This window comes from Burkholderia pulmonis (assembly GCF_984667975.1).
In genome coordinates this window covers 1,656,333-1,674,179 of sequence record NZ_OZ480186.1, presented here as the reverse complement: position 1 = coordinate 1,674,179, position 17,847 = coordinate 1,656,333, and the positions used below count along the sequence as shown (strand labels likewise).

At 64.5% G+C, this 17,847-nt stretch carries 17 protein-coding genes, 1 tRNA gene and 1 pseudogene; 7 read left to right on the top strand and 12 right to left on the bottom strand.

Translation table 11 applies throughout. From position 1 onward, the window contains the following. Positions 1-181: 181 nt before the first annotated feature. Positions 182-1,384, bottom strand: coding sequence for a pyridoxal phosphate-dependent aminotransferase (locus AC5LXK_RS07800; RefSeq protein WP_493391052.1), 1,203 nt, complete (start codon positions 1,382-1,384; stop codon positions 182-184). A 75-nt stretch (positions 1,385-1,459) separates the two neighbouring features. Then, positions 1,460-2,362 carry a LysR family transcriptional regulator gene (locus AC5LXK_RS07795; protein ID WP_493391051.1) on the bottom strand — a complete coding sequence of 301 codons (903 nt, stop codon included), beginning with the start codon at positions 2,360-2,362 and terminating at the stop codon, positions 1,460-1,462. Between the two features lie 432 nt (positions 2,363-2,794). Here AC5LXK_RS07795 and AC5LXK_RS07790 point away from each other — a divergent pair. Both AC5LXK_RS07790 and AC5LXK_RS07785 read left to right on the top strand, forming a co-directional pair. Then, positions 2,795-3,190, top strand: a pseudogene (locus AC5LXK_RS07790) (transposase); the annotation flags it as partial. A 201-nt stretch (positions 3,191-3,391) separates the two neighbouring features. Further along, positions 3,392-3,643, top strand: coding sequence for a hypothetical protein (locus AC5LXK_RS07785; RefSeq protein WP_493391050.1), 252 nt, complete (start codon positions 3,392-3,394; stop codon positions 3,641-3,643). 197 nt (positions 3,644-3,840) lie between these two features. On the opposite strand, the gene AC5LXK_RS07780 is transcribed toward AC5LXK_RS07785, so the two are convergent. After that, positions 3,841-4,158, bottom strand: a complete 318-nt coding sequence (locus AC5LXK_RS07780) for a hypothetical protein (protein ID WP_493391049.1) — start codon at positions 4,156-4,158, stop codon at positions 3,841-3,843. Between the two features lie 160 nt (positions 4,159-4,318). Between AC5LXK_RS07780 and AC5LXK_RS07775 the strand changes: the two genes are divergently transcribed. The 3 genes from AC5LXK_RS07775 to AC5LXK_RS07765 all read left to right on the top strand — a co-directional run bounded on the left by AC5LXK_RS07775 (position 4,319) and on the right by AC5LXK_RS07765 (position 5,929). Then, complete coding sequence (locus AC5LXK_RS07775) at positions 4,319-5,035, top strand: YdcF family protein (protein WP_493391048.1); 717 nt, start codon at positions 4,319-4,321, stop codon at positions 5,033-5,035. Positions 5,036-5,256: 221 nt separating this feature from the next. Further along, positions 5,257-5,535, top strand: coding sequence for a hypothetical protein (locus AC5LXK_RS07770; RefSeq protein ID WP_175844316.1), 279 nt, complete (start codon positions 5,257-5,259; stop codon positions 5,533-5,535). A gap of 136 nt (positions 5,536-5,671) precedes the next feature. Continuing rightward, a complete protein-coding gene (locus tag AC5LXK_RS07765; protein ID WP_011351788.1) occupies positions 5,672-5,929 on the top strand; it encodes a hypothetical protein in 258 nt (85 codons plus the stop codon). Positions 5,930-5,970: 41 nt separating this feature from the next. Here the strand turns inward: AC5LXK_RS07765 and AC5LXK_RS07760 are convergent, their stop codons facing one another. From AC5LXK_RS07760 to AC5LXK_RS07745, 4 genes are all read right to left on the bottom strand, one after another. After that, positions 5,971-6,261, bottom strand: a complete 291-nt coding sequence (locus AC5LXK_RS07760) for a putative quinol monooxygenase (protein ID WP_493391198.1) — start codon at positions 6,259-6,261, stop codon at positions 5,971-5,973. Positions 6,262-6,791: 530 nt separating this feature from the next. Next, the gene (gene bamC, locus AC5LXK_RS07755; RefSeq protein ID WP_493391047.1) at positions 6,792-8,000 is read right to left on the bottom strand and encodes an NlpB/DapX family lipoprotein; all 1,209 of its coding nucleotides are present in this window, start codon (positions 7,998-8,000) and stop codon (positions 6,792-6,794) included. 138 nt (positions 8,001-8,138) lie between these two features. Next, positions 8,139-8,215, bottom strand: a tRNA-Pro gene (locus AC5LXK_RS07750). 134 nt (positions 8,216-8,349) lie between these two features. Next, positions 8,350-9,063, bottom strand: coding sequence for a methyltransferase domain-containing protein (locus tag AC5LXK_RS07745; protein ID WP_493391046.1), 714 nt, complete (start codon positions 9,061-9,063; stop codon positions 8,350-8,352). Positions 9,064-9,453: 390 nt separating this feature from the next. On the opposite strand from AC5LXK_RS07745, the gene AC5LXK_RS07740 reads away from it, so the two are divergent. Next, complete coding sequence (locus AC5LXK_RS07740) at positions 9,454-10,269, top strand: tyrosine-protein phosphatase (RefSeq protein ID WP_493391045.1); 816 nt, start codon at positions 9,454-9,456, stop codon at positions 10,267-10,269. Between the two features lie 293 nt (positions 10,270-10,562). Beyond that, complete coding sequence (locus tag AC5LXK_RS07735; protein ID WP_493391044.1) at positions 10,563-12,773, top strand: hypothetical protein; 2,211 nt, start codon at positions 10,563-10,565, stop codon at positions 12,771-12,773. Positions 12,774-12,856: 83 nt separating this feature from the next. On the opposite strand, the gene AC5LXK_RS07730 is transcribed toward AC5LXK_RS07735, so the two are convergent. The 5 genes from AC5LXK_RS07730 to rplT all read right to left on the bottom strand — a co-directional run bounded on the left by AC5LXK_RS07730 (position 12,857) and on the right by rplT (position 17,841). Continuing rightward, a complete protein-coding gene (locus AC5LXK_RS07730) occupies positions 12,857-13,270 on the bottom strand; it encodes a MerR family transcriptional regulator (protein ID WP_493391043.1) in 414 nt (137 codons plus the stop codon). Between the two features lie 63 nt (positions 13,271-13,333). Next, a complete protein-coding gene (locus tag AC5LXK_RS07725; RefSeq protein ID WP_046545481.1) occupies positions 13,334-13,720 on the bottom strand; it encodes an integration host factor subunit alpha in 387 nt (128 codons plus the stop codon). A 72-nt stretch (positions 13,721-13,792) separates the two neighbouring features. Next, positions 13,793-16,222, bottom strand: a complete 2,430-nt coding sequence (pheT, locus tag AC5LXK_RS07720; protein WP_493391042.1) for a phenylalanine--tRNA ligase subunit beta — start codon at positions 16,220-16,222, stop codon at positions 13,793-13,795. A gap of 96 nt (positions 16,223-16,318) precedes the next feature. Beyond that, positions 16,319-17,332 (bottom strand): phenylalanine--tRNA ligase subunit alpha, encoded by a 1,014-nt coding sequence (gene pheS / locus AC5LXK_RS07715; protein ID WP_059234715.1) that lies wholly within the window; start codon positions 17,330-17,332, stop codon positions 16,319-16,321. Positions 17,333-17,481: 149 nt separating this feature from the next. Continuing rightward, entirely contained in the window at positions 17,482-17,841 is a 360-nt protein-coding gene (gene rplT / locus AC5LXK_RS07710) for a 50S ribosomal protein L20 (protein ID WP_004192938.1), read from the bottom strand. Between the last annotated feature and the right edge of the window lie 6 nt (positions 17,842-17,847).

Below are 17,847 nucleotides of genomic sequence, written 5' to 3'. Positions count from 1 at the left end.
ATTGATGGGAGCACGAACCGGGGGCGGCGAACCAACTTCAGGCCAGGCCCAAACCGGACGGAACAGCACGGCTCAACGACGGAACCGCGTGACTGAGCGCCATATTACGCAAAATTGCCCGATGCGTAAAGATGAGCCGAGCAGTCCACCGCCAGGACGGCGTGCCCGCTCCGGCCCCGCTTCAGCAGCGAGCCGCACCGCGCGCGAGGAACCGGCGCAGCCGCTCGACGCCCGCGTCGAGTCGCACCGGATCGCACGCATAGCACCAGCGCACGAACCCTTCCCCCTCCGGGCCGAATGCGCATCCGGGCGCGAGTCCGAGCCCCGCGTCGCGCACCAGCGTCTTGCAGAAAGCGAGGCTGTCGGCCGCACCCGGCAGGCGCAGGAACAGATACATCGCGCCCGGCGGGGGCGGCACCTCGACACCCGGCAGCGTCCGCAGCGCGGCGATCAGGTGATCGCGCGCGTCACGCAGTGCCGCGACGAACGACCGCACGAACGGCTCGCCGTCGCGCAGCGCGACCTCGCCGGCAGCCTGCACGAAGCCCGGCGCACACGACGTGTTGTATTCGACGAGCTTCGACAGGCCGTCCATCACCGATGCCGGCGCAATCAGCCACCCCAGCCGCCAGCCCGTCATCGCCCACGCCTTCGAGAACGAATTCACGACAACGACGCGCTCGTCGCGAGACGCGATATCGAGAAACGACGACGCCCCGCCTTCATCGAACGCGAGCCGCTCGTACACCTCGTCGGCAACCAGCCAGATGCCATGACGACGGCAATGGGCAAGCACGGCCCGCTGCTCGTCGCGCGACATCGTCCAGCCGGTCGGATTGTTCGGCGAGTTGATCAGCAGCATCCGCGTATCAGGCGTCAACGCCTCGAGCAGCCGGCCGACATCGAGCTGCCAACCCGCGTCGCCGTAGCCGAGCGGCACGCATTCGACCTGCGCCCCGAGGATCTTCGGAATCTCGACGAGATTCGGCCACAGCGGCGTAATCGCGACGACACGGTCGCCGGGACCGACCAGCAACTGCGCGGCCAGCATCAGCGCGCTTACGCCCGAACTCGTCACGGCTACCGTGTCGGCCGCCGTCGCACCGTGACGCACGCCGACGTAGGCCGCGATCGCGTCGCGCAACGGCGCAATGCCGAGATTGTGCGTGTAGAAGGTCGCGCCGTCGCGCAGCGCTGCTGCTGCGGCATCGCGAATGAAATCCGGCGTCACGCGATCGGATTCGCCGAACCAGAACGGCAGCATGTCCGGCACGCCGAAGCCTGCGTTTGCCACCTCCCGGATCAGCGACGGGCGTAGCGCGCGCACCACGGCACGCGCCGCCGGCTCATCGGTCGTCGGAAAAAAATCTGCGGAATGCGCCATCGAGAACCACCGCCGAGGAACACGATCCGCGTAGTGTACCGACCGGCAAGCCGGACCGGCGCATGCCGGTGCGCGTCAGTCCAGATCCTCCGCCCTCGCCGGCATCTGCCGCACGAGTTCCCAGATCGCCTGCGCCGCGGGCGACAACGACCGGTCTCGACGGCGCACAAGCTCGACGGTGCGTTCGGTGCGCGGCGTGAGCGGCCGCGCAACGAGCGTCGAGCCGGCCGGCAGCGGCAACGACAGCCACGGCTGCACGCTCACGCCGACACCGGCCTCGACGAGCCCGAACACGGTCGCCGAATGCCCGAGTTCCTGCATGACCGTCGCGCTCACGCGATGGGTGGCAAGCGCTGCGTCGATCAGCGGCCGGCTGCCCGATGCATGATCGAGCAGCACGAGGCGCTCGCCGTCCAGCGCCGTCCACGGCACCTCGGCACGCGCGGCGAGCGGATGGTCGGCGCGCGCGACCAGGCAGAACGAATCGGTCATCAGCGGCTCGCAGACGAGATCGGCGACCGTGAGCGGGCCGATCACGACACCGAAATCGACTTCGCTCGATTTGACCTTGCGCAGCACGTCGCTCTGCACGTCGTCGCGCAGGCCGAGCGTCACGAACGGGAACTGGCGCTCGCACGATGCCACCACGCGCGGCATCAGCCTGCATGCGATCGTCGGGCTCGCCGCGACGATCACGCGCCCGCGGCGCTGCTCGCCGATCTCGCGAATCTCGCGCAGCGTGTCGTCGAGATCGTCGATCAGGCGCGACACGCTCGCGATCAGGTTCGCACCGACGTCGGTCAGTTGCACGTCGCGCGTCGTGCGATCGATCAGTTTCAGCCCGAGCTCGGCCTCGAGCTCACGCACGCAACGGCTGACCGCGGACTGCGTGAGCCCGATCTCGTCGCCCGCCCGGCTGAAGCTCCTGAGCCGCGCGACCTCGATGAATACGCGAAGCTGGCGCAGCGTGACGTTCATCTCATAACCTCATCAATCGTCGATATCGATGCGTGATTTTAATGCGCGAAACCGGCGTCGATGGATGAATCCGGCACCTGTCGCACATGTTTCGCTGCGGTGCAATATCTACGCAAACGCACGTGGCGCGGGCGAACTGCACAAGATTGGTGATTGTCCCGATTTGCTGGCGGGTTATTTTGGCGTCTTATACGCCCCTAGCTGACTTAGCCGTTAGCTCGCTGCCAAGCGGCTCTCGAGGGATTGACCTCCGACATGGCACGCTTCGTGCATTACCTGGCGCACAGGGCGCAGGTTTCGTCGGACGGAAGAGCAGAAACGCCGCTGCCGGCCAACCGGACGCCCCCACCCGGCACTCGACGGATCGAGTGCTTGAAGAGTGCGCGGCGCAGGGCAGCGCACCGGAGTTAGCTTCGCTGAGGTGAGGACATGATGCTGTTCGACGATTTGAGAGATAACGAGTGGGCGCTGGTCGAGGGTCTGTTTTGCTCGGAACCCGCACGGAGTGAACGGCGCGGCCGTCCCCGCGTGGAAGCACGCTCGGTGGTGAACGCCGTGCTGTGGGTGCTGTCGACGGGTGAAGGCTGGTCGAAGCTGCCGGGCCGCTATCCGTCGCCGCCGACCTGCCGCCGCCGCTTCGACGAATGGCAGGCAGACGGCACGCTCGCCGAAATCGTGAAACGACTCGGCACGAGCGGCCGGCAGATTTCGCTGCGCGGGCGCATCGGCGCAAGCGCTGCGAAGCCGCCTGCACCGCCGAGCCGCGACCGGCTGCGCGGCGCCTTCTGGACCAATCCGGAATCCTGGCGCGCGCCCGTGAAGATGGCGTAACGCATGCTCGATCGGGCGGCTTCGGCCGCCCGGTTTTTTTCGGCGACGCGACTTTTTCGCGACGCCTGCATTGCCGTCGATTACCGTTGTCGTGCCGCGAAACATCTATTTACCAATATTTACAGCAAGCCTGCACTCCCACGCTTACCTTAGCGACATATCAACAGGCCGCGCCGATGGCTTGAAGGGAGCCCCGCCATGAAACCAATGTCACTGCTCGTTGCATGCGGCATTGTCATTTCCATGGTGCTGACCGCCCCAGCCCACGCCGACGATCGCACGAAGCCGCCCCATCGCCAGCAGGATCACCGCAATACGCCTCGCCAGCCGCCGTCCGCGAACACGCCCAGCCGGCAAACCGTGCCGCGCGGCGACCTGCGCGGCGACATCGCCAGCAACGCGCGGGCACGCATCGGCTCGCAGCCGTCCGACGCGCCGCGTCATCCGTAGTCCTGCCAATTTCAGGAATTCGCCAAAGAAAGTGCCCGCTTTCGGGAACTGCACCGCATGCGACGAGTCACATCCGTTGCCATGAGCACAGCGTGGCAGCAGCAAAAGTATCCGGTACGCCCGTATCCTCGCGATACGGGCTTTTTTTTGCATCGACGGCCTGCGCCGACGATGCACGTGGCGGGTTGATGCAGCCGCTACAGGCGACTTTCGAGAATCGCCACGGCGCTCGCTTCGCTCAATGCGTAGTCGTCCATGCGGCGATCGGTCCAGGAAAGTAATTTCTCGTCGCGCTCGAGGCGCGAGAATTCGGCTCGACCGGTGTCGGTCAGTATGGCGATGTCGACCGGTGCATGAAAGCCCGGCGCGGGGGCGACGGTCTTCTGCCTGACCGTGTCCATCAGCCCGAGCGAACGGAGATACTCGAACACGCCCGGGCGGCGTGCCCACGGTACCTGGCGGTACTGCACTCGTCTCAATGCGTCGAGCACCGCTTCGTTGGAATACGTGGCCATCTCGATTCTTTCTTAAAGTGCAGCGACAATGCGAAGCGGCGCGCCGGGCGGGGTTTCCGCCCGCCGAAACCGCCACCGATTCTGGAGGCCGACGTTCTTCGGCGTCGCGTCAGGGCCGGATCGTCAGCCGTCCATAAAAAGACACCATACCCCAATCAAATTGATTCTGTTCGATTCATTTGTACTTCTCTTCATCTGTTTCATGCTCTGCCGCAAGCAGCGTCGAACCATTTCGATCGCCGCCGCTGCGCTGTTCTGGCTGCTCGCGACGGGCTGGCTCGCGGCGCCGTTGATCGCATGGACCGAGGCCGGCGTCACGCCTGTCGAGCACCCGGACATGCACGGGCGGACCGCACTGATCCTCATCGGCGCCGGCACGCGCCGCACCGATGCGGGACTGCAGCCGCCACCCGACGGCGTCGCACGCATCCGCAAGGTTGCTGCGCTCTATCGTACGTGCCGGCAGCAGGCCGAGCGCTGCACCGTGGTGATGTCGGGCGGCGACCCGCAGCATCACGGCGAAACCGAGGCGGCCGTATACGGCCGCCAACTCGTCTCGGACGGGGTTGCGCCCGCCGACCTCATGCTCGAACCGAACAGCCGCACAACCTACGAAAATGCGAAATTCACTGCGTCTATACTACGCTCACAGTATGACGACGCGCGCATCCTCGTCACGTCGTCGTACCAGATGCGCCGCGCCCTGCTCGATTTCCGCCGCTTCGGCATCGATCCGCAGCCTGTTTATGCGAATCTCCGGCGTGCGCAAACGGGCTGGCTGCCGCGCTGGCGCAATGTGGCCAACGCCGAGCAGGCACTGCACGAACTGGTCGGTATCGCACAATTCCACGTCTATCGATGGCTCGGATGGTTTTGACGACAGCGCGAAAACGGACGCGGAAATAGCCGTGCCGCCCTGGATGGCAGACACGTGACGAAGTACGCCAAGTGTTGCGCGACTTCAACGGGGCCTTGCATCGCGCCGCGATCCGGTGCACATTGATCCGTCACTTTTGTTACACTCGACGCGCACTCGATTGCAGTCGCCAGACAAAACGGCAACACTCGGGTTCATCACCACTTAGCGGAGGTAAAGCAATGAAGAAGACGTCCCTGGCTATCCTGGTAGCGATGTCGGCGCTGACTGGCGCAGCGTATGCGCAAGAGAGCACGCAGATCCAGACCATCACCGATCCGGCCAAGATCGCCGAGATCGAGCAGCGCGCACAAGCGCTGCAACAGCAGCAAGCGGCCGAAGCCGCTCAGCCGGCCATGCAAGAAGAGCATCACCACGGCAAGAAGGCTGCTCATCACAAGGCAGCAGCGAAGAAGGCCGGCAAGAAGGCTGCCAAGGCCGCAGACGCTGCCAGCCAGTAAGTTCGGCGGCACCGTACAAGCGAAAAGCCGAATCCGGGCAACCGGGTTCGGCTTTTTTGCTTGCGGCGCCCGCGCGCTGTGCTAAAGTCGCGCACCGAAATTTTCCACCCGTGCGCACCCCGGTGCGGAGGACAGCATGAGCAACATTCAACTCGACATCGAGTGGACCGAAGCCGCCACTCGCCAGATCAAGCAACTGATGCCCCGCGGCTCGGCCGACGCATTCCTCGCGCTGCCGCCGATCGAATGCCTGCCGATGGAAGGCGACGTGCTGTTCCTCGGCCCGCAAGGCAAGCAGCAACCGTTCATCGTGGCCGAGCGCCAATATCACCATGACGGCGACGCCGACTGGACGATCATCCTGATCCTCGACGTACCCAGCACGTCGCACTGACGCGCTACCGCGACCGGACACGTCCGGTCGCGCCATCCGGCTCAGACGAGCTTAGACAGCACGCGGATTTCGGAACGCTCGATCCAGTCCGCGGCCGCTTCACGATGCGCGAGAATATGCGCTGAACGCGCATGGGCGGCCAGCGCCTCCTCGCTCTCCCAACGCTCGATGAATACGAACCGCGCGGGTTCCTTCAGATCCCGATGCAGGTCGTACTGCAATGCGCCTGCTTCGTTTCGGGTCGGCTCGACGATCCCCTCGAGCGCGGTGCGCAGTTTTTCCTCCGCGCCCGGCTTCGCCACGATCAGCGCCACGACTGCAATTTCCGCCATTCCCGCCCCCCCCCTCATCCGAAAAAATCCGAGAATACGCGAATCACGCATCGGCCGCGTCGACACGACACGGCATGACGACCCAAAAAAAATAGCCCGCGCTTCAGAGAAGCGCGGGCGAAACCGTCGCCCTACGAGGATAGGCGACGGGGCCATCGGGATCCGCACTCAGGCGCGGATCGTCATCAGTTGCGCCGATGCTTGTCGCACCGGCATTTGAAGGCGTCGATACCGTTGTTCGGGCGCTCGCGACGCCCCTCCGGGACGCTGACGCCGTCCTCCCTGTTCTAACGATTCCAACATATAAAGCAGGTTGCGTGCCAGGCATAAAACGCCAAACACTCCATTGATTTATAAGGAAAAATTCTTAGATCGCCGACAATGTGACGCGTGTTCTGCCGCCGTAACGCACGGATGTTACGTAACGTCACGAGGAGGCCCCGCCCCGCCCGAGCGGATGCGGCGGCGAACGGCCATGAAAAAAGCCCGCCGGGTGGCGGGCTTTTCACGGGGGCGGAGAAATGCCGGGATCAGCGGAGCTGATTGACGAGCAGCCCCATGATCTGGCGAGCCGGCGACGACGTATCGATTGCACCCGAATCGTCGACGACCGCGACGCGCGTCTGGTCGTCGGTAAGCGCCTTCACGTTGACGCGGTACTGCTTCGCCTGCTTTTCCTTCTTGCCGTGGAACAACTGGCTCCAGAAGCCCTGCTCGGCCGAACTCAGATCCTTCGGATCGACATAGCGCACGAAATACAGGCCCTTCGCGCGATCGCGATCGTCGACCGTGAAGTTTGCACGATCGAGCGCGAGGCCGACGTGCAGCCACGACCGGTCGTACGGCTCGCCGAGCGTGACTTCGGACGGCACGGCCACGTCGGCCGCATCGTTGCCCTGCGCCGACGTACGCGTGACGTTCTGCGCAGCAATTGCCGCGGCGGCCTTCGACGATGCGTCGGCGTCGGCCTTCTTGTCCTTCGGTATCGTGTTGTCCTTGATGTTCGCGATCGGCGGCTCGCCATTCTTCGCGCGCTGCTCGTTCTGCGCGAGCACGGCCATCAGCCGCTTCAGGTATTCGGTCTCGAGCGCCGGATCGTTCGGCTTCGGCTCCCACTTGCTCGAATCGTTGTTCGCGCCGGTGATCGCCTCGCGCATCCCCTTCTGGCTGATGAACACATAGGTGCCGCCGTTCGGTGCCGAATCGAGGCGCGTGCGGTACTTGTTGCGCTCGGCCGTCACGTACGAATTACCCATCGCTTTCGAGATCACGCTGCGGATCAGGCCGTCGTTGATCTGCGGATGGGTTTCGTTCCAGTCGGTTTCCATCACGCCCTTGTCGCGCTGGTCGACGACGAGCAGAAAGCCCTGCTCCTGCCAGAACCGGCGCACCTGCGGCCAGATGTCGGCGGGCTGCTTGCCGTCGATCACGAGCCAGCTCTCGGTGCCGTCGCGCTGGATATGCATGCCGGTCACGGCCGGTGCGACGGTGTCGAGCGCAGGCGCTGTCTGCTGGACCTGCTGAAGCGCGGACAGGGAAGTCACGCCGCTCTGGGGCGGCAGCGAACGCTGATCGGCCGTCTCGTCGAGCATGTTGGGCGGCACTGCGAGCGACGCTTCCTTCGATTTCGAATCGCTCTTGTAGTCCACTTTCGTGGGCGACGACGTACCGCAACCGGCGACGAGCGCGCCGGTGGCGAGCACTGCAGCGAACCGCATGGTAAGACGAAGATCAGTCATGTTCGGGGAATCCTCTTCCGCTAAATCACGGCGCTTTCCGTGGCAACCTTCTATTTTACCGGGGCCGCGCCGCGATGTGCAAAAAAGCGACGGCCAAGAAAAAACCCGCGTCAGCTTGCGCTGACGCGGGTTCTTGTCTGGTCGGGGCGAGAGGATTTGAACCTCCGACCACCTGCACCCCATGCAGGTACGCTACCAGGCTGCGCTACGCCCCGAAAGAAAAAAATTATAACAGACAGTTATCCGATTTAGAACGGGTCGCATGCATTTTTGTGAATGTCCTTGTGAAATTTTTTGGCGTGGCGAAAGGAAGACGCACACGTGTCGTCCACCGGCACCCGCGTCGCACTCACCGTTTGCGCGCCACGCACATGACCGTCAAACCGGCGACGCGGTTGAAGCGGAACATCGGCAATTCGACGCGGCAGATCGTCTTGAGCAGGCCATTGACGAACGGATGGTGGCGGCGCAATTGCGACGCAGGCTCGCGTGGATGCGTGCGCGCACGCTCTCTCAGCCGTATGGCGGCCGCGAGCGGAAACGTCAGGCCGAAATAATAGGCGCCGTGCTCGACGTCGAGCCCCGCACGCCGCACCACGTCCTCGAGGCCGTCGAGCGTATATCGGCGCTTGTGCTCGAGGAAATCGTCATGCCCGCTCCAGAGGAACTGGAACGCGGGAACCGTGATCAGGAACCGGCTACCGGCAGGCGCACCCTTCACGTACTGCGTCAGCAGCCCGACATCGTCGTCGACATGTTCGAGCACATCCATCAGCAACACGAGATCGGCATCGAATCGATCGACGGACCGCCGAAAATGAATGGGCTTGCCGGCCGCCTCGCCGTCGCTGTCGTCGGCGTAACTCGTATCGACACACCATGCTTCCGTCGCCTGCGTGCGTTCGAGCAAATGCTTCGAAAAAAAGCCGGAGCCCGCGCCGACGTCGAGGATCCGGGTCGCGCCCGCCCCGCCCAGGAACCGGCGAACCGCACTCGCCTTCGACGCGTAGTACCAGTGATCGCCGACCCCCGAACCCAGTACGTCGACTTCCTTCAGATCCATGGCGCTTCCCCGTGATGGCTACCGTGTTGTGATCGAACCGGCCACTGACGCCGATCTTACCCCGCCGCCGCCGATCCCACCCGTCGATATCCGGCCCGCACCGGCAATCCGCATGCGTCCCTAATCGAAAAGGACGATGGCCGCTTCGCCGCAAATCGCTACCGTGCGGTTGGCCGGCGTGAGATTCGCATGCACGGCATGCCGTCCGGCCGCATGTCGCTCGATCCGGCACGCCCGGCTTTGCCGCGTTGCATGAGCAGCAGAAAGCGGCTCCGGTCGCCATCGCGGTCGCGACTTCTTGTCACCCTCTTCGACACAGGGCATCGAATGCATCAGAAAAACGAAATTTCCCGTCGACAATTTCTCCGGCTGAGCGCCGGTACGATAGGCGTGGCGCTGGGGAGCGCGTCGCTGCTGTCGGCATGCGGGGGCGACTCGATGTCGGTCGCGCCGGTCACGACACCGCGGCTGGCTTCCGCGTCGAATTTCCGCGACACGGCCGGGCCGGATGGAACAGGCTACGTGACGACCGGCGGCGCAAAGATGAAGAAAGGCGTGATCTATCGCTCGTCCGCGCTCGCATTGTCCGCTGCAGATGTCGCGACCGTCGGTACGCTCGGCATCAGGCAGGTCTGCGACCTGCGCACGCCCGCGGAGATCAAGACGCAACCGGACGTGACGCTCGCCGGCGCCGCGTGGCAAAACCTCAACGTGCTCGGCGCCGCCAGCATCGATCCGCTGCCGACCAGCGGCGCAACCGCGACCGCCTTCATGCTGGGCATGTACCGTACGTTCGTGACGTCGGATACCGCACACGCCAGCTATCACGCGCTGTTCAGCGGCTTCGCCGGCACGGGCGACAACCTGGTGTTCCACTGCACGGCCGGCAAGGATCGCACCGGCTGGGCGGCCGCCATTCTGCACACGATCCTCGGCGTCCCGCAGCAGACGATCGTCGACGACTACCTGCTGACCAACGTGTATAGCGCAGCCGATATCGCCGCTTCCGTCGCACAAGCACAAAAAGCCGGCGGACAGAATGCGGCGGACATGATGACCGCACTGCAAGGCGCCCACGCCGACTATCTGCAAGCGGCATTCGATCAGGTCGCGGCATCTTACGGCTCGATGGCTTCGTATATCGAGAGCGGCCTGCAGCTCGATCAGGGCACGCAGAACGCGATCCGGCAGCGCATGCTGATCTAACCGGTCGCTGCGCCATCCATCGGATGAGACCCGCGCCGGCCAAGGCTGATCGCCGATTTCATCGTCGCGCAGCAAGACGCCGGCCGACGCCCCGCACAAACCAAACGACCGTTTGATTCGAGCCCCCAGCCACCTCGAATCCATTGTCCTGCAGCACGCCGGCACGCCCTGCCCGGGCGCCCGTTGTTTGGTAACGCCGCTCTAGCACGCTATGACACACTGCACGGCATCGACGCTCGCACCGCGCAGTGGCGCGCGCCGCCGTCGATCACGACAAGACATGGAGACAGACGATGCGGAATGCGGTCCGGCGCGGCCATCGCTCGCCTTTGGCAATTTTCGACTGGTTTTCCGGGCTGCGACGCATGCCCGGCCCGGTGTCGCACACGCCGTCCCGCGTGTTCGGCTGCGGCACACTCGCGCTCGCCCTGCTCTGCGCCGGCTGCGCGGAATCGGCCGCGCAGCGCGACAACAATGCATCGATCGCGTCGACGAAAATCGAACGCACCAAAGCCGAACGCCTCGCGCGCGAACAACAGATCGCACGCACCGTGCCGTCGCTCGCATCGATCAGCCTCACGCAGCCGCGCCCGTTCACGCTGCGCGACTCCGGCCAGAACGGTGCGATGACGTTCCTGCGGGACGTCGATTTCCGCATCGTCAACAACCTCGGCTTCTTCATCCATCAGTTGTCGGCCACGCTCGTGCCGACGCAAGCCGGCGCGCCGATCGTGTTCGACGATCCGACGAGCTTCGAGATCGACGTGCATGAAGGCACGGTCACGCTCGACAACGCGAAGCTGACCGCCCTCTTCAACACCTACATCTTCGGCTACCGCAACGCGCCGCTGCGCAAGCTCGCCGTGTCGGCGGGCGACGGTGTGATCCATCTGCAAGGCGAGATGCAGCGCGACGGCTGGGTGCCGTTCTCGCTGACCGGCACGCTCGCGATCCGCGATGGCAGCCAGCTCGTGTTCCACCCGACCGGCGTGCGCGTGTCGGGCATCAACGCGCAGCCCGTGATGCGTGCAGCCAACGTGAAAATGGCCGACCTGCTGAAGGTCCAGACGCCGATCGCGCAGCTTTCCGGCGACGATCTCGTGATGGCGGTCGACAAGCTGATGCCGCCGCCGCGCCTGAAGCTGACGATCACCGCGCTACGCGTGACGCCGGCCGGCCTCGACCTCAAGCTCGACGACGGCACGCACGCCGGCTTCGCGATGCCCGCGAATGCGCCGCAGCAGGCAATGTACATCCGCGGCGGCGACGTGAAGTTCATGCGCTCGATGCCGATGAACGCGGACATCCTGATCGGCCCGGTCGATCCGTCGAAGCGCGACCAGACGTTCGTGTTCGACCTGTATCACTATCGCGACCAGGTATCGGCCGGCTACTTCAATTTCGACGAAACCGGTGCGATGGCGATCCGGATGCCGTCGTACACGGGGCCGGCCAGCGGCGCACTGCTCGGCAATGCGGGCGCACGCCTGAACGACAGCTTCCTCACCGCGCAGCAGAACGCGCTGCGCGACGTGCGCCAGCACTGGGAAGCCTATGCAATCGCGGCCGACGCCGTGCGGCCCGGCATGCAGAAGGTCGCGATGCGTCGCACGTCGACCACACCGTTCAACGAACGGCACGTGTCGAACCGCAACCCGACGATCCATCTGCGCAACGTCGACTTCAACCTGTCCGGCGATATCGGCTTTCATGTCGAGGATCTCGACGTGGAGCTCGTGTCGAAGCGCCCTGGCGAACCCGTCGATCTCGACGATCCGAACCAGTACGACATCCGCATTCTCGGCGGCACGGTCGTCGAGTCGTGGAAGGCGATGTCGGCGCTGTTCAACAACTACCTGCTCGACTACTCGCCGCGTTCGCTGAACGACCTGCAACTGAGCGCGGACGGCCAGAACCTGCGCGTTCAGGGCGGCATCAAGCTGTGGAATCACGTGCCGGGCGTCTGGCTGCCGACCGACATGAAGGGCTCGCTGACGGTGCTCGACGACCGCCACCTCGCATTCAAGCCATCGCAGGTGTCGGTACTCGGCATCCCGCAGGCGAAGCTCTTGCGCTCGCTCGGCATCGAGCTCGCGTCGCTGACGCCGCTGCAGCGGCGCGGCGCGGAACTGCGCGGCGACACGCTCGTGCTCGACCAGTACACCGTGTTCCCGCCGCCCGTGCTGAACGGCAAGCTCGGCCACGCAACCGTCGAACGCGACGGACTGCGCCTCACGTTCCGGCCCGCGGCGGGCACGCCTGCACCGAAGCCGCCGCAGATCGATGCGCCGAGCTACATGTGGATGGAAGGCGGCGACATGAAGATGTTCAACGTGCTCGAACTGAACGTGCGCGCGCTGATCCGGAACTCGGCCGCGGCAGGCCCGATGCGTTTCGACCTGTACGGCTACCGCAGTCAGGTCGCACAGGGCTCGGTGCGGATGCTGCCGGACGGCACACTGGTCGTCGACATGGGGCAGAAGAACCCGCTCGCGTCGCGCTGATCTCCATGCGCGAGCCGCATGAAAAAAGCCCGGTGGCGCATCGCCAACCGGGCTTTTCATTTCATCTCGTTCGCGCTGCGCGCTCAGTCGTGCTTCAGTCCGTCGATCACGTCGAGCAGCGCCTGCCGCAATGCGATGACGTCGACGGTTGCGCCGGGCTTGCCGGACACGCGCACATCGGCGGCCTGCACCTCGGGTTCGACCGGCTCCGCCGCAGCCCGCGCGCTACCCGGCGAGTCGAGCCGGTTGCGCGCACCGTTGATCGTGAATCCCTGCTCGTACAACAGCTCGCGAATCCGCCGGATCAGCAGCACCTCGTGATGCTGGTAATACCGACGATTACCGCGCCGCTTCACCGGCCGCAGCTGAGTGAATTCCTGTTCCCAGTAACGCAGCACGTGAGGCTTGACCCCGCACAGTTCGCTGACTTCACCGATCGTGAAGTAGCGCTTCGCGGGAATCGGAGGCAAGACGACTTTCTCAACCGTAGTGGTCATCGTCGGTTAACCGTCGGTAAAGGGTGCGCGGCGGGGCCGCACGGGGGCGTCAGCGCACGGAACTTACTCCGTGCCGTTTTCGACCAGTGCCTTCAGTTTCTGGCTCGCGTGGAAGGTTACCACCCGGCGGGCCGCGATCGGAATCGCCTCGCCCGTCTTCGGATTTCGGCCCGGACGCTGAGGCTTGTCGCGCAACTGGAAGTTGCCGAACCCCGACAGCTTGACGCTTTCGCCGTTCTCGAGCGCGTCGCGAATCACCTCGAAAAACGCTTCGACCATGTCCTTCGCTTCACGCTTGTTCAGCCCGACGCTGTCGAACAGCAGCTCCGCCAGCTCCGCCTTCGTCAGCGTGGGCGTCTCGGTGGACGCCGGCGCCGAAGCGTCGCGGTTCATGGCGCTGCGTTGCGCCGTCAGGAGGGCTTCGAATTCACTCGAGGTCATGTCGTTCATATCTGCCATACAGCGCGTTGAATCAAAACTTACGATGGGAAAAAGCCGCCCGCGAACGGGCGGGCCTTCTCCTTAGCCGCGCAGTCGCGCACCGGCACGAGCCATCCGCTCGACCAGCGTCTGGATCGCCTGATCGACGACCTCGTCCTGTAGCGTGCCAGCCGCATCCTGCAGCGTCACGCGGAAGGCAAGGCTCTTCTCGTTCGCGGCAAGACCACCGGAAGTATTTGATTTTGCACGAAATTCGTCGAAGAGTACAACCTTCTGAACGAATCGGCAGGCCTCTTCGGCAAGCGCCTTCTTCATTTCGTCGAAAAGAGCCTGAACCTCGACCGCCTGATCGACGACAACGGCGATATCCCGGCGGACCGGCGGGAATTTCGACACGTCGGTCGGTGCCGGCAGCGCACGCGCGATCAGCGCGTCCGCGTCGATTTCGAACATCACCGGTGCGTGCGGCAGCTCGTACTTCTGCATCAGGCGCGGGTGCAGTTCGCCGATCCAGCCGACCGCACGGCCATCGACCTCGATGCGTGCGCTGCGACCCGGATGAAGGGCCGGATGCTCGGCCTTCACGAAGCGCGCAGCCGCGGGCGCGAACAGCGCCTCGAGATCGCCCTTCACGTCGAAGAAATCGACCGCACGGGTGTCGACACCCCACTGCTCGTCGACTGCCGGGCCGTACGCCAATGCGCCGACGCGCTTCGGCTGCGCATGACCTTCGACCGCCAGTTCACCGGCCTTCACCGACGCATCCGTGAGGAACACGCGGCCCGACTCGAACACGCGCACGCGATCCGCGCGGCGGTTCAGGTTGTGACGCAGGACGGCGACCAGGCTGCCGAACAGCGTCGTGCGCATCACCGAAAGCTGGCTCGCGATCGGGTTCAGCAGCCGGATCGGGTTGTCGTTGCCCGCGAAATCGCGCTCCCACTCCGCATCGACGAAGCTGAAGTTGACGGTTTCCGCGTAGTCGCGCGCGGCGAGCGCGTGACGGATGTCGTGAATCGAGCGCCGCGTCTCGTTGGTCGCGCGCATTTCGCTCGTCGCGACCGGCGGACGTGCCGGGATCTTTTCGAAACCGTAGATGCGCGCCACTTCCTCGATCAGGTCTTCCTCGATCTCGATGTCGAAGCGGTGCGACGGCGGCGTGACGAGGAACGCATCGTCTTCACGCTCGAACGGCAGGGCGAGGCGCGTGAAGATGCTGGCGATCTCGTCGGCGCCGATCTTCACGCCGATGATGCGGTTCGCGCGCGACACGCGCATCTTCACCGGCGCGCGCTGCGGCAGGTTCACCGACTGATCGTCGACCGGGCCGGCCTTGCCGCCGCAGATCTCGAGAATCAGTTGCGTGATGCGTTCGACGTGCTCGACGGTCGTCGCGTAGTCGACGCCGCGCTCGAAGCGATGTGCCGCATCGGTCGAGAAGTTGTACTTGCGCGCGCGGCCGCGGATGCTGTCCGGCCACCAGAACGCGGCTTCGAGATAGATGTTGGTCGTGTCGAGCGTGACGGCCGTGCTGTCGCCGCCCATGATGCCGGCCAGGCTCTCGACATGGCGGTCATCCGAAATCACGCCGACCGTTTCGTCGAGTTCGACCGTGTTGCCGTTGAGCAGCTTCAGCGATTCGCCGCGCTTGCCCCAGCGCACCTCGATGCCGCCGTGGATCTTGTCCAGATCGAACACGTGCGACGGGCGGCCGAGTTCGAACATCACGTAGTTCGAGATGTCGACGAGCGCGGACACGCTGCGCTGGCCCGAACGCTCGAGGCGCTCGACCATCCACTGCGGCGTCTTCGCGCGCGCGTTCACGCCGCGGATCACGCGACCCGAGAAGCGGCCGCACAGATCGGGCGCGGCGATGCGCACCGGCAGCGTTTCGTCGAGCTCGGCGTGCACCAGCCGAATGTCGACCGGCGTCAGCGGCGCGCCGGTGATCGCGGCCGTCTCGCGCGCGATACCGAACACGGACAGGCAGTCGGCCTTGTTCGGCGTCAGCTTGATTTCGAAGATCGTGTCGTCGAGGTTGAGCGTCTCGCGAATGTCCTGGCCGACCGGCGTATCTTCCGGCAGGACCAGCAGGCCGCTGTGATCCTCGGACAGCTTCAGCTCGCGCGCCGAGCACAGCATCCCCTGGCTCTCCACGCCGCGCAGCTTCGACAGCTTGATCGCGAAGGGCTTGCCGCCCTCTTCCGCCGGCGGCAGCTCCGCGCCGACCAGCGCGACCGGCACCTTGATGCCGGGCGCCACGTTCGGTGCGCCGCAGACGATGTTCAGCGTCGCGCCGGTGCCGGCGTCGACCTGGCAGACATTGAGCTTGTCCGCATCCGGATGCTTGACGACTTCGAGCACGCGGCCGACGACGATCTTCGACGTCGGCGGCGCAGCCTTGCTCAGCGATTCGACTTCGAGCCCCGCCATCGTCAGCGCGTGCGACAGTTCGTCGGTCGTCAGCTGCGGGTCGACAAAGGTTCTCAACCAGGATTCAGGGAATTGCATGGATGTCTACGTTCGAAACAGGTTAGATCGACGCCCGGCCCCCGTCGGATCGTCCGTCGGGGCATGCGCGGGCACAGGTCGGCGCGGCGAGCGGCGTTATGCGAACTGGCGCAGGAAACGCAGGTCGTTCTCGAAGAACAGCCGGAGATCCTGAACGCCGTAGCGCAGCATCGTCAGGCGCTCGAGGCCGCTGCCGAACGCGAAGCCGATATAGCGCTCGGGATCGAGGCCCATGTTGCGGATCACGGTCGGATGCACTTGCCCCGAGCCTGAGATCTCGAGCCACTTGCCCGCGTTCTTGCCTTGCTCGAACATCATGTCGATCTCGGCCGACGGTTCCGTGAACGGGAAATACGACGGACGGAAGCGCACGAGGATGTCGTCGCGCTCGAAGAATTTTTTCAGGAAGTCGGTATAGACGCCCTTGAGGTCGGCGAAGCTGATGTTTTCGTCGATCCACAGCCCCTCGACCTGATTGAACATCGGCGAGTGGGTCGCATCGCTGTCGACGCGATACGTGCGGCCCGGTGCGATCACCTTGATCGGCGGACGGTTCATGCGCGCATAACGCACCTGCATCGGGCTCGTGTGCGTGCGCAGCAGCAGCTGGCGGCCGTCGGCGTCCTTGCCTTCGACGTAGAAGGTGTCCTGCATCGAACGCGCCGGATGGTTCTCCGGGCTGTTCAGCGACGTGAAGTTGTACCAGTCGGTCTCGATTTCGGGGCCGTCGGCCACATCGAAACCGATCGAGCCGAAAATCTGTTCGACCCGCTCCCACGTGCGCATCACGGGGTGCAGGCTGCCCGCACCGGCGCCGCGGCCCGGCAGCGTCACGTCGATCGCTTCAGCAGTGAGGCGCTGATTCAGCAGCGCGTCGGCCAGTGCCTGACGACGGGCGGTCAGCGCGGCCTCAACCTGCTGCTTCACGACGTTGATGCGTGCGCCTTCGGTCTTGCGTGTTTCGGGATCGAGCTTGCCGAGGCCCTTCAGCAACTCGGTCAGCGCACCCGACTTGCCGAGAAAGCGTGCTTTCTCGTTTTCGAGCGTGGTGATGTCGGCAGCCTGTTCGAAGGACTGCTGCGCGTCGGCGACAATCTGGTCCAGATCCATAGATCCCATCATTTCCAACGTCATTCGGTCTTGGCGAGCGAAACTGCTCCACCAAACAAAAAAGGGGCTCGGAAGAGCCCCGTTTTCGCTGCAGCGGCCGAGATTACCGGAACATCGCTGCAACTAACCACGCAGTGCTAATTTCTCAATTAGGCTGCAACGGCGGCTTTCACCTGCTTGACGATCGCAGCAAAAGCAGCCTTGTCGAACACCGCCATGTCAGCCAGCACCTTACGGTCGAGTTCGATCGACGCCTTCTTCAGGCCGTTGATGAACACGCTGTAGGTCATGTCGTGCTGACGAACTGCCGCGTTGATACGCGTGATCCACAGTGCGCGGAACACACGCTTCTTGTTGCGGCGGTCGCGGTACGCGTACTGACCAGCGCGCATCACCGCCTGCTTGGCGATGCGGTAGACGTTATTGCGGCGGCCGCGATAACCCTTGGCCAGGTTGATGATCTTCTTGTGGCGGGCCCGTGCGGTTACCCCACGTTTGACTCGAGGCATGTTTCT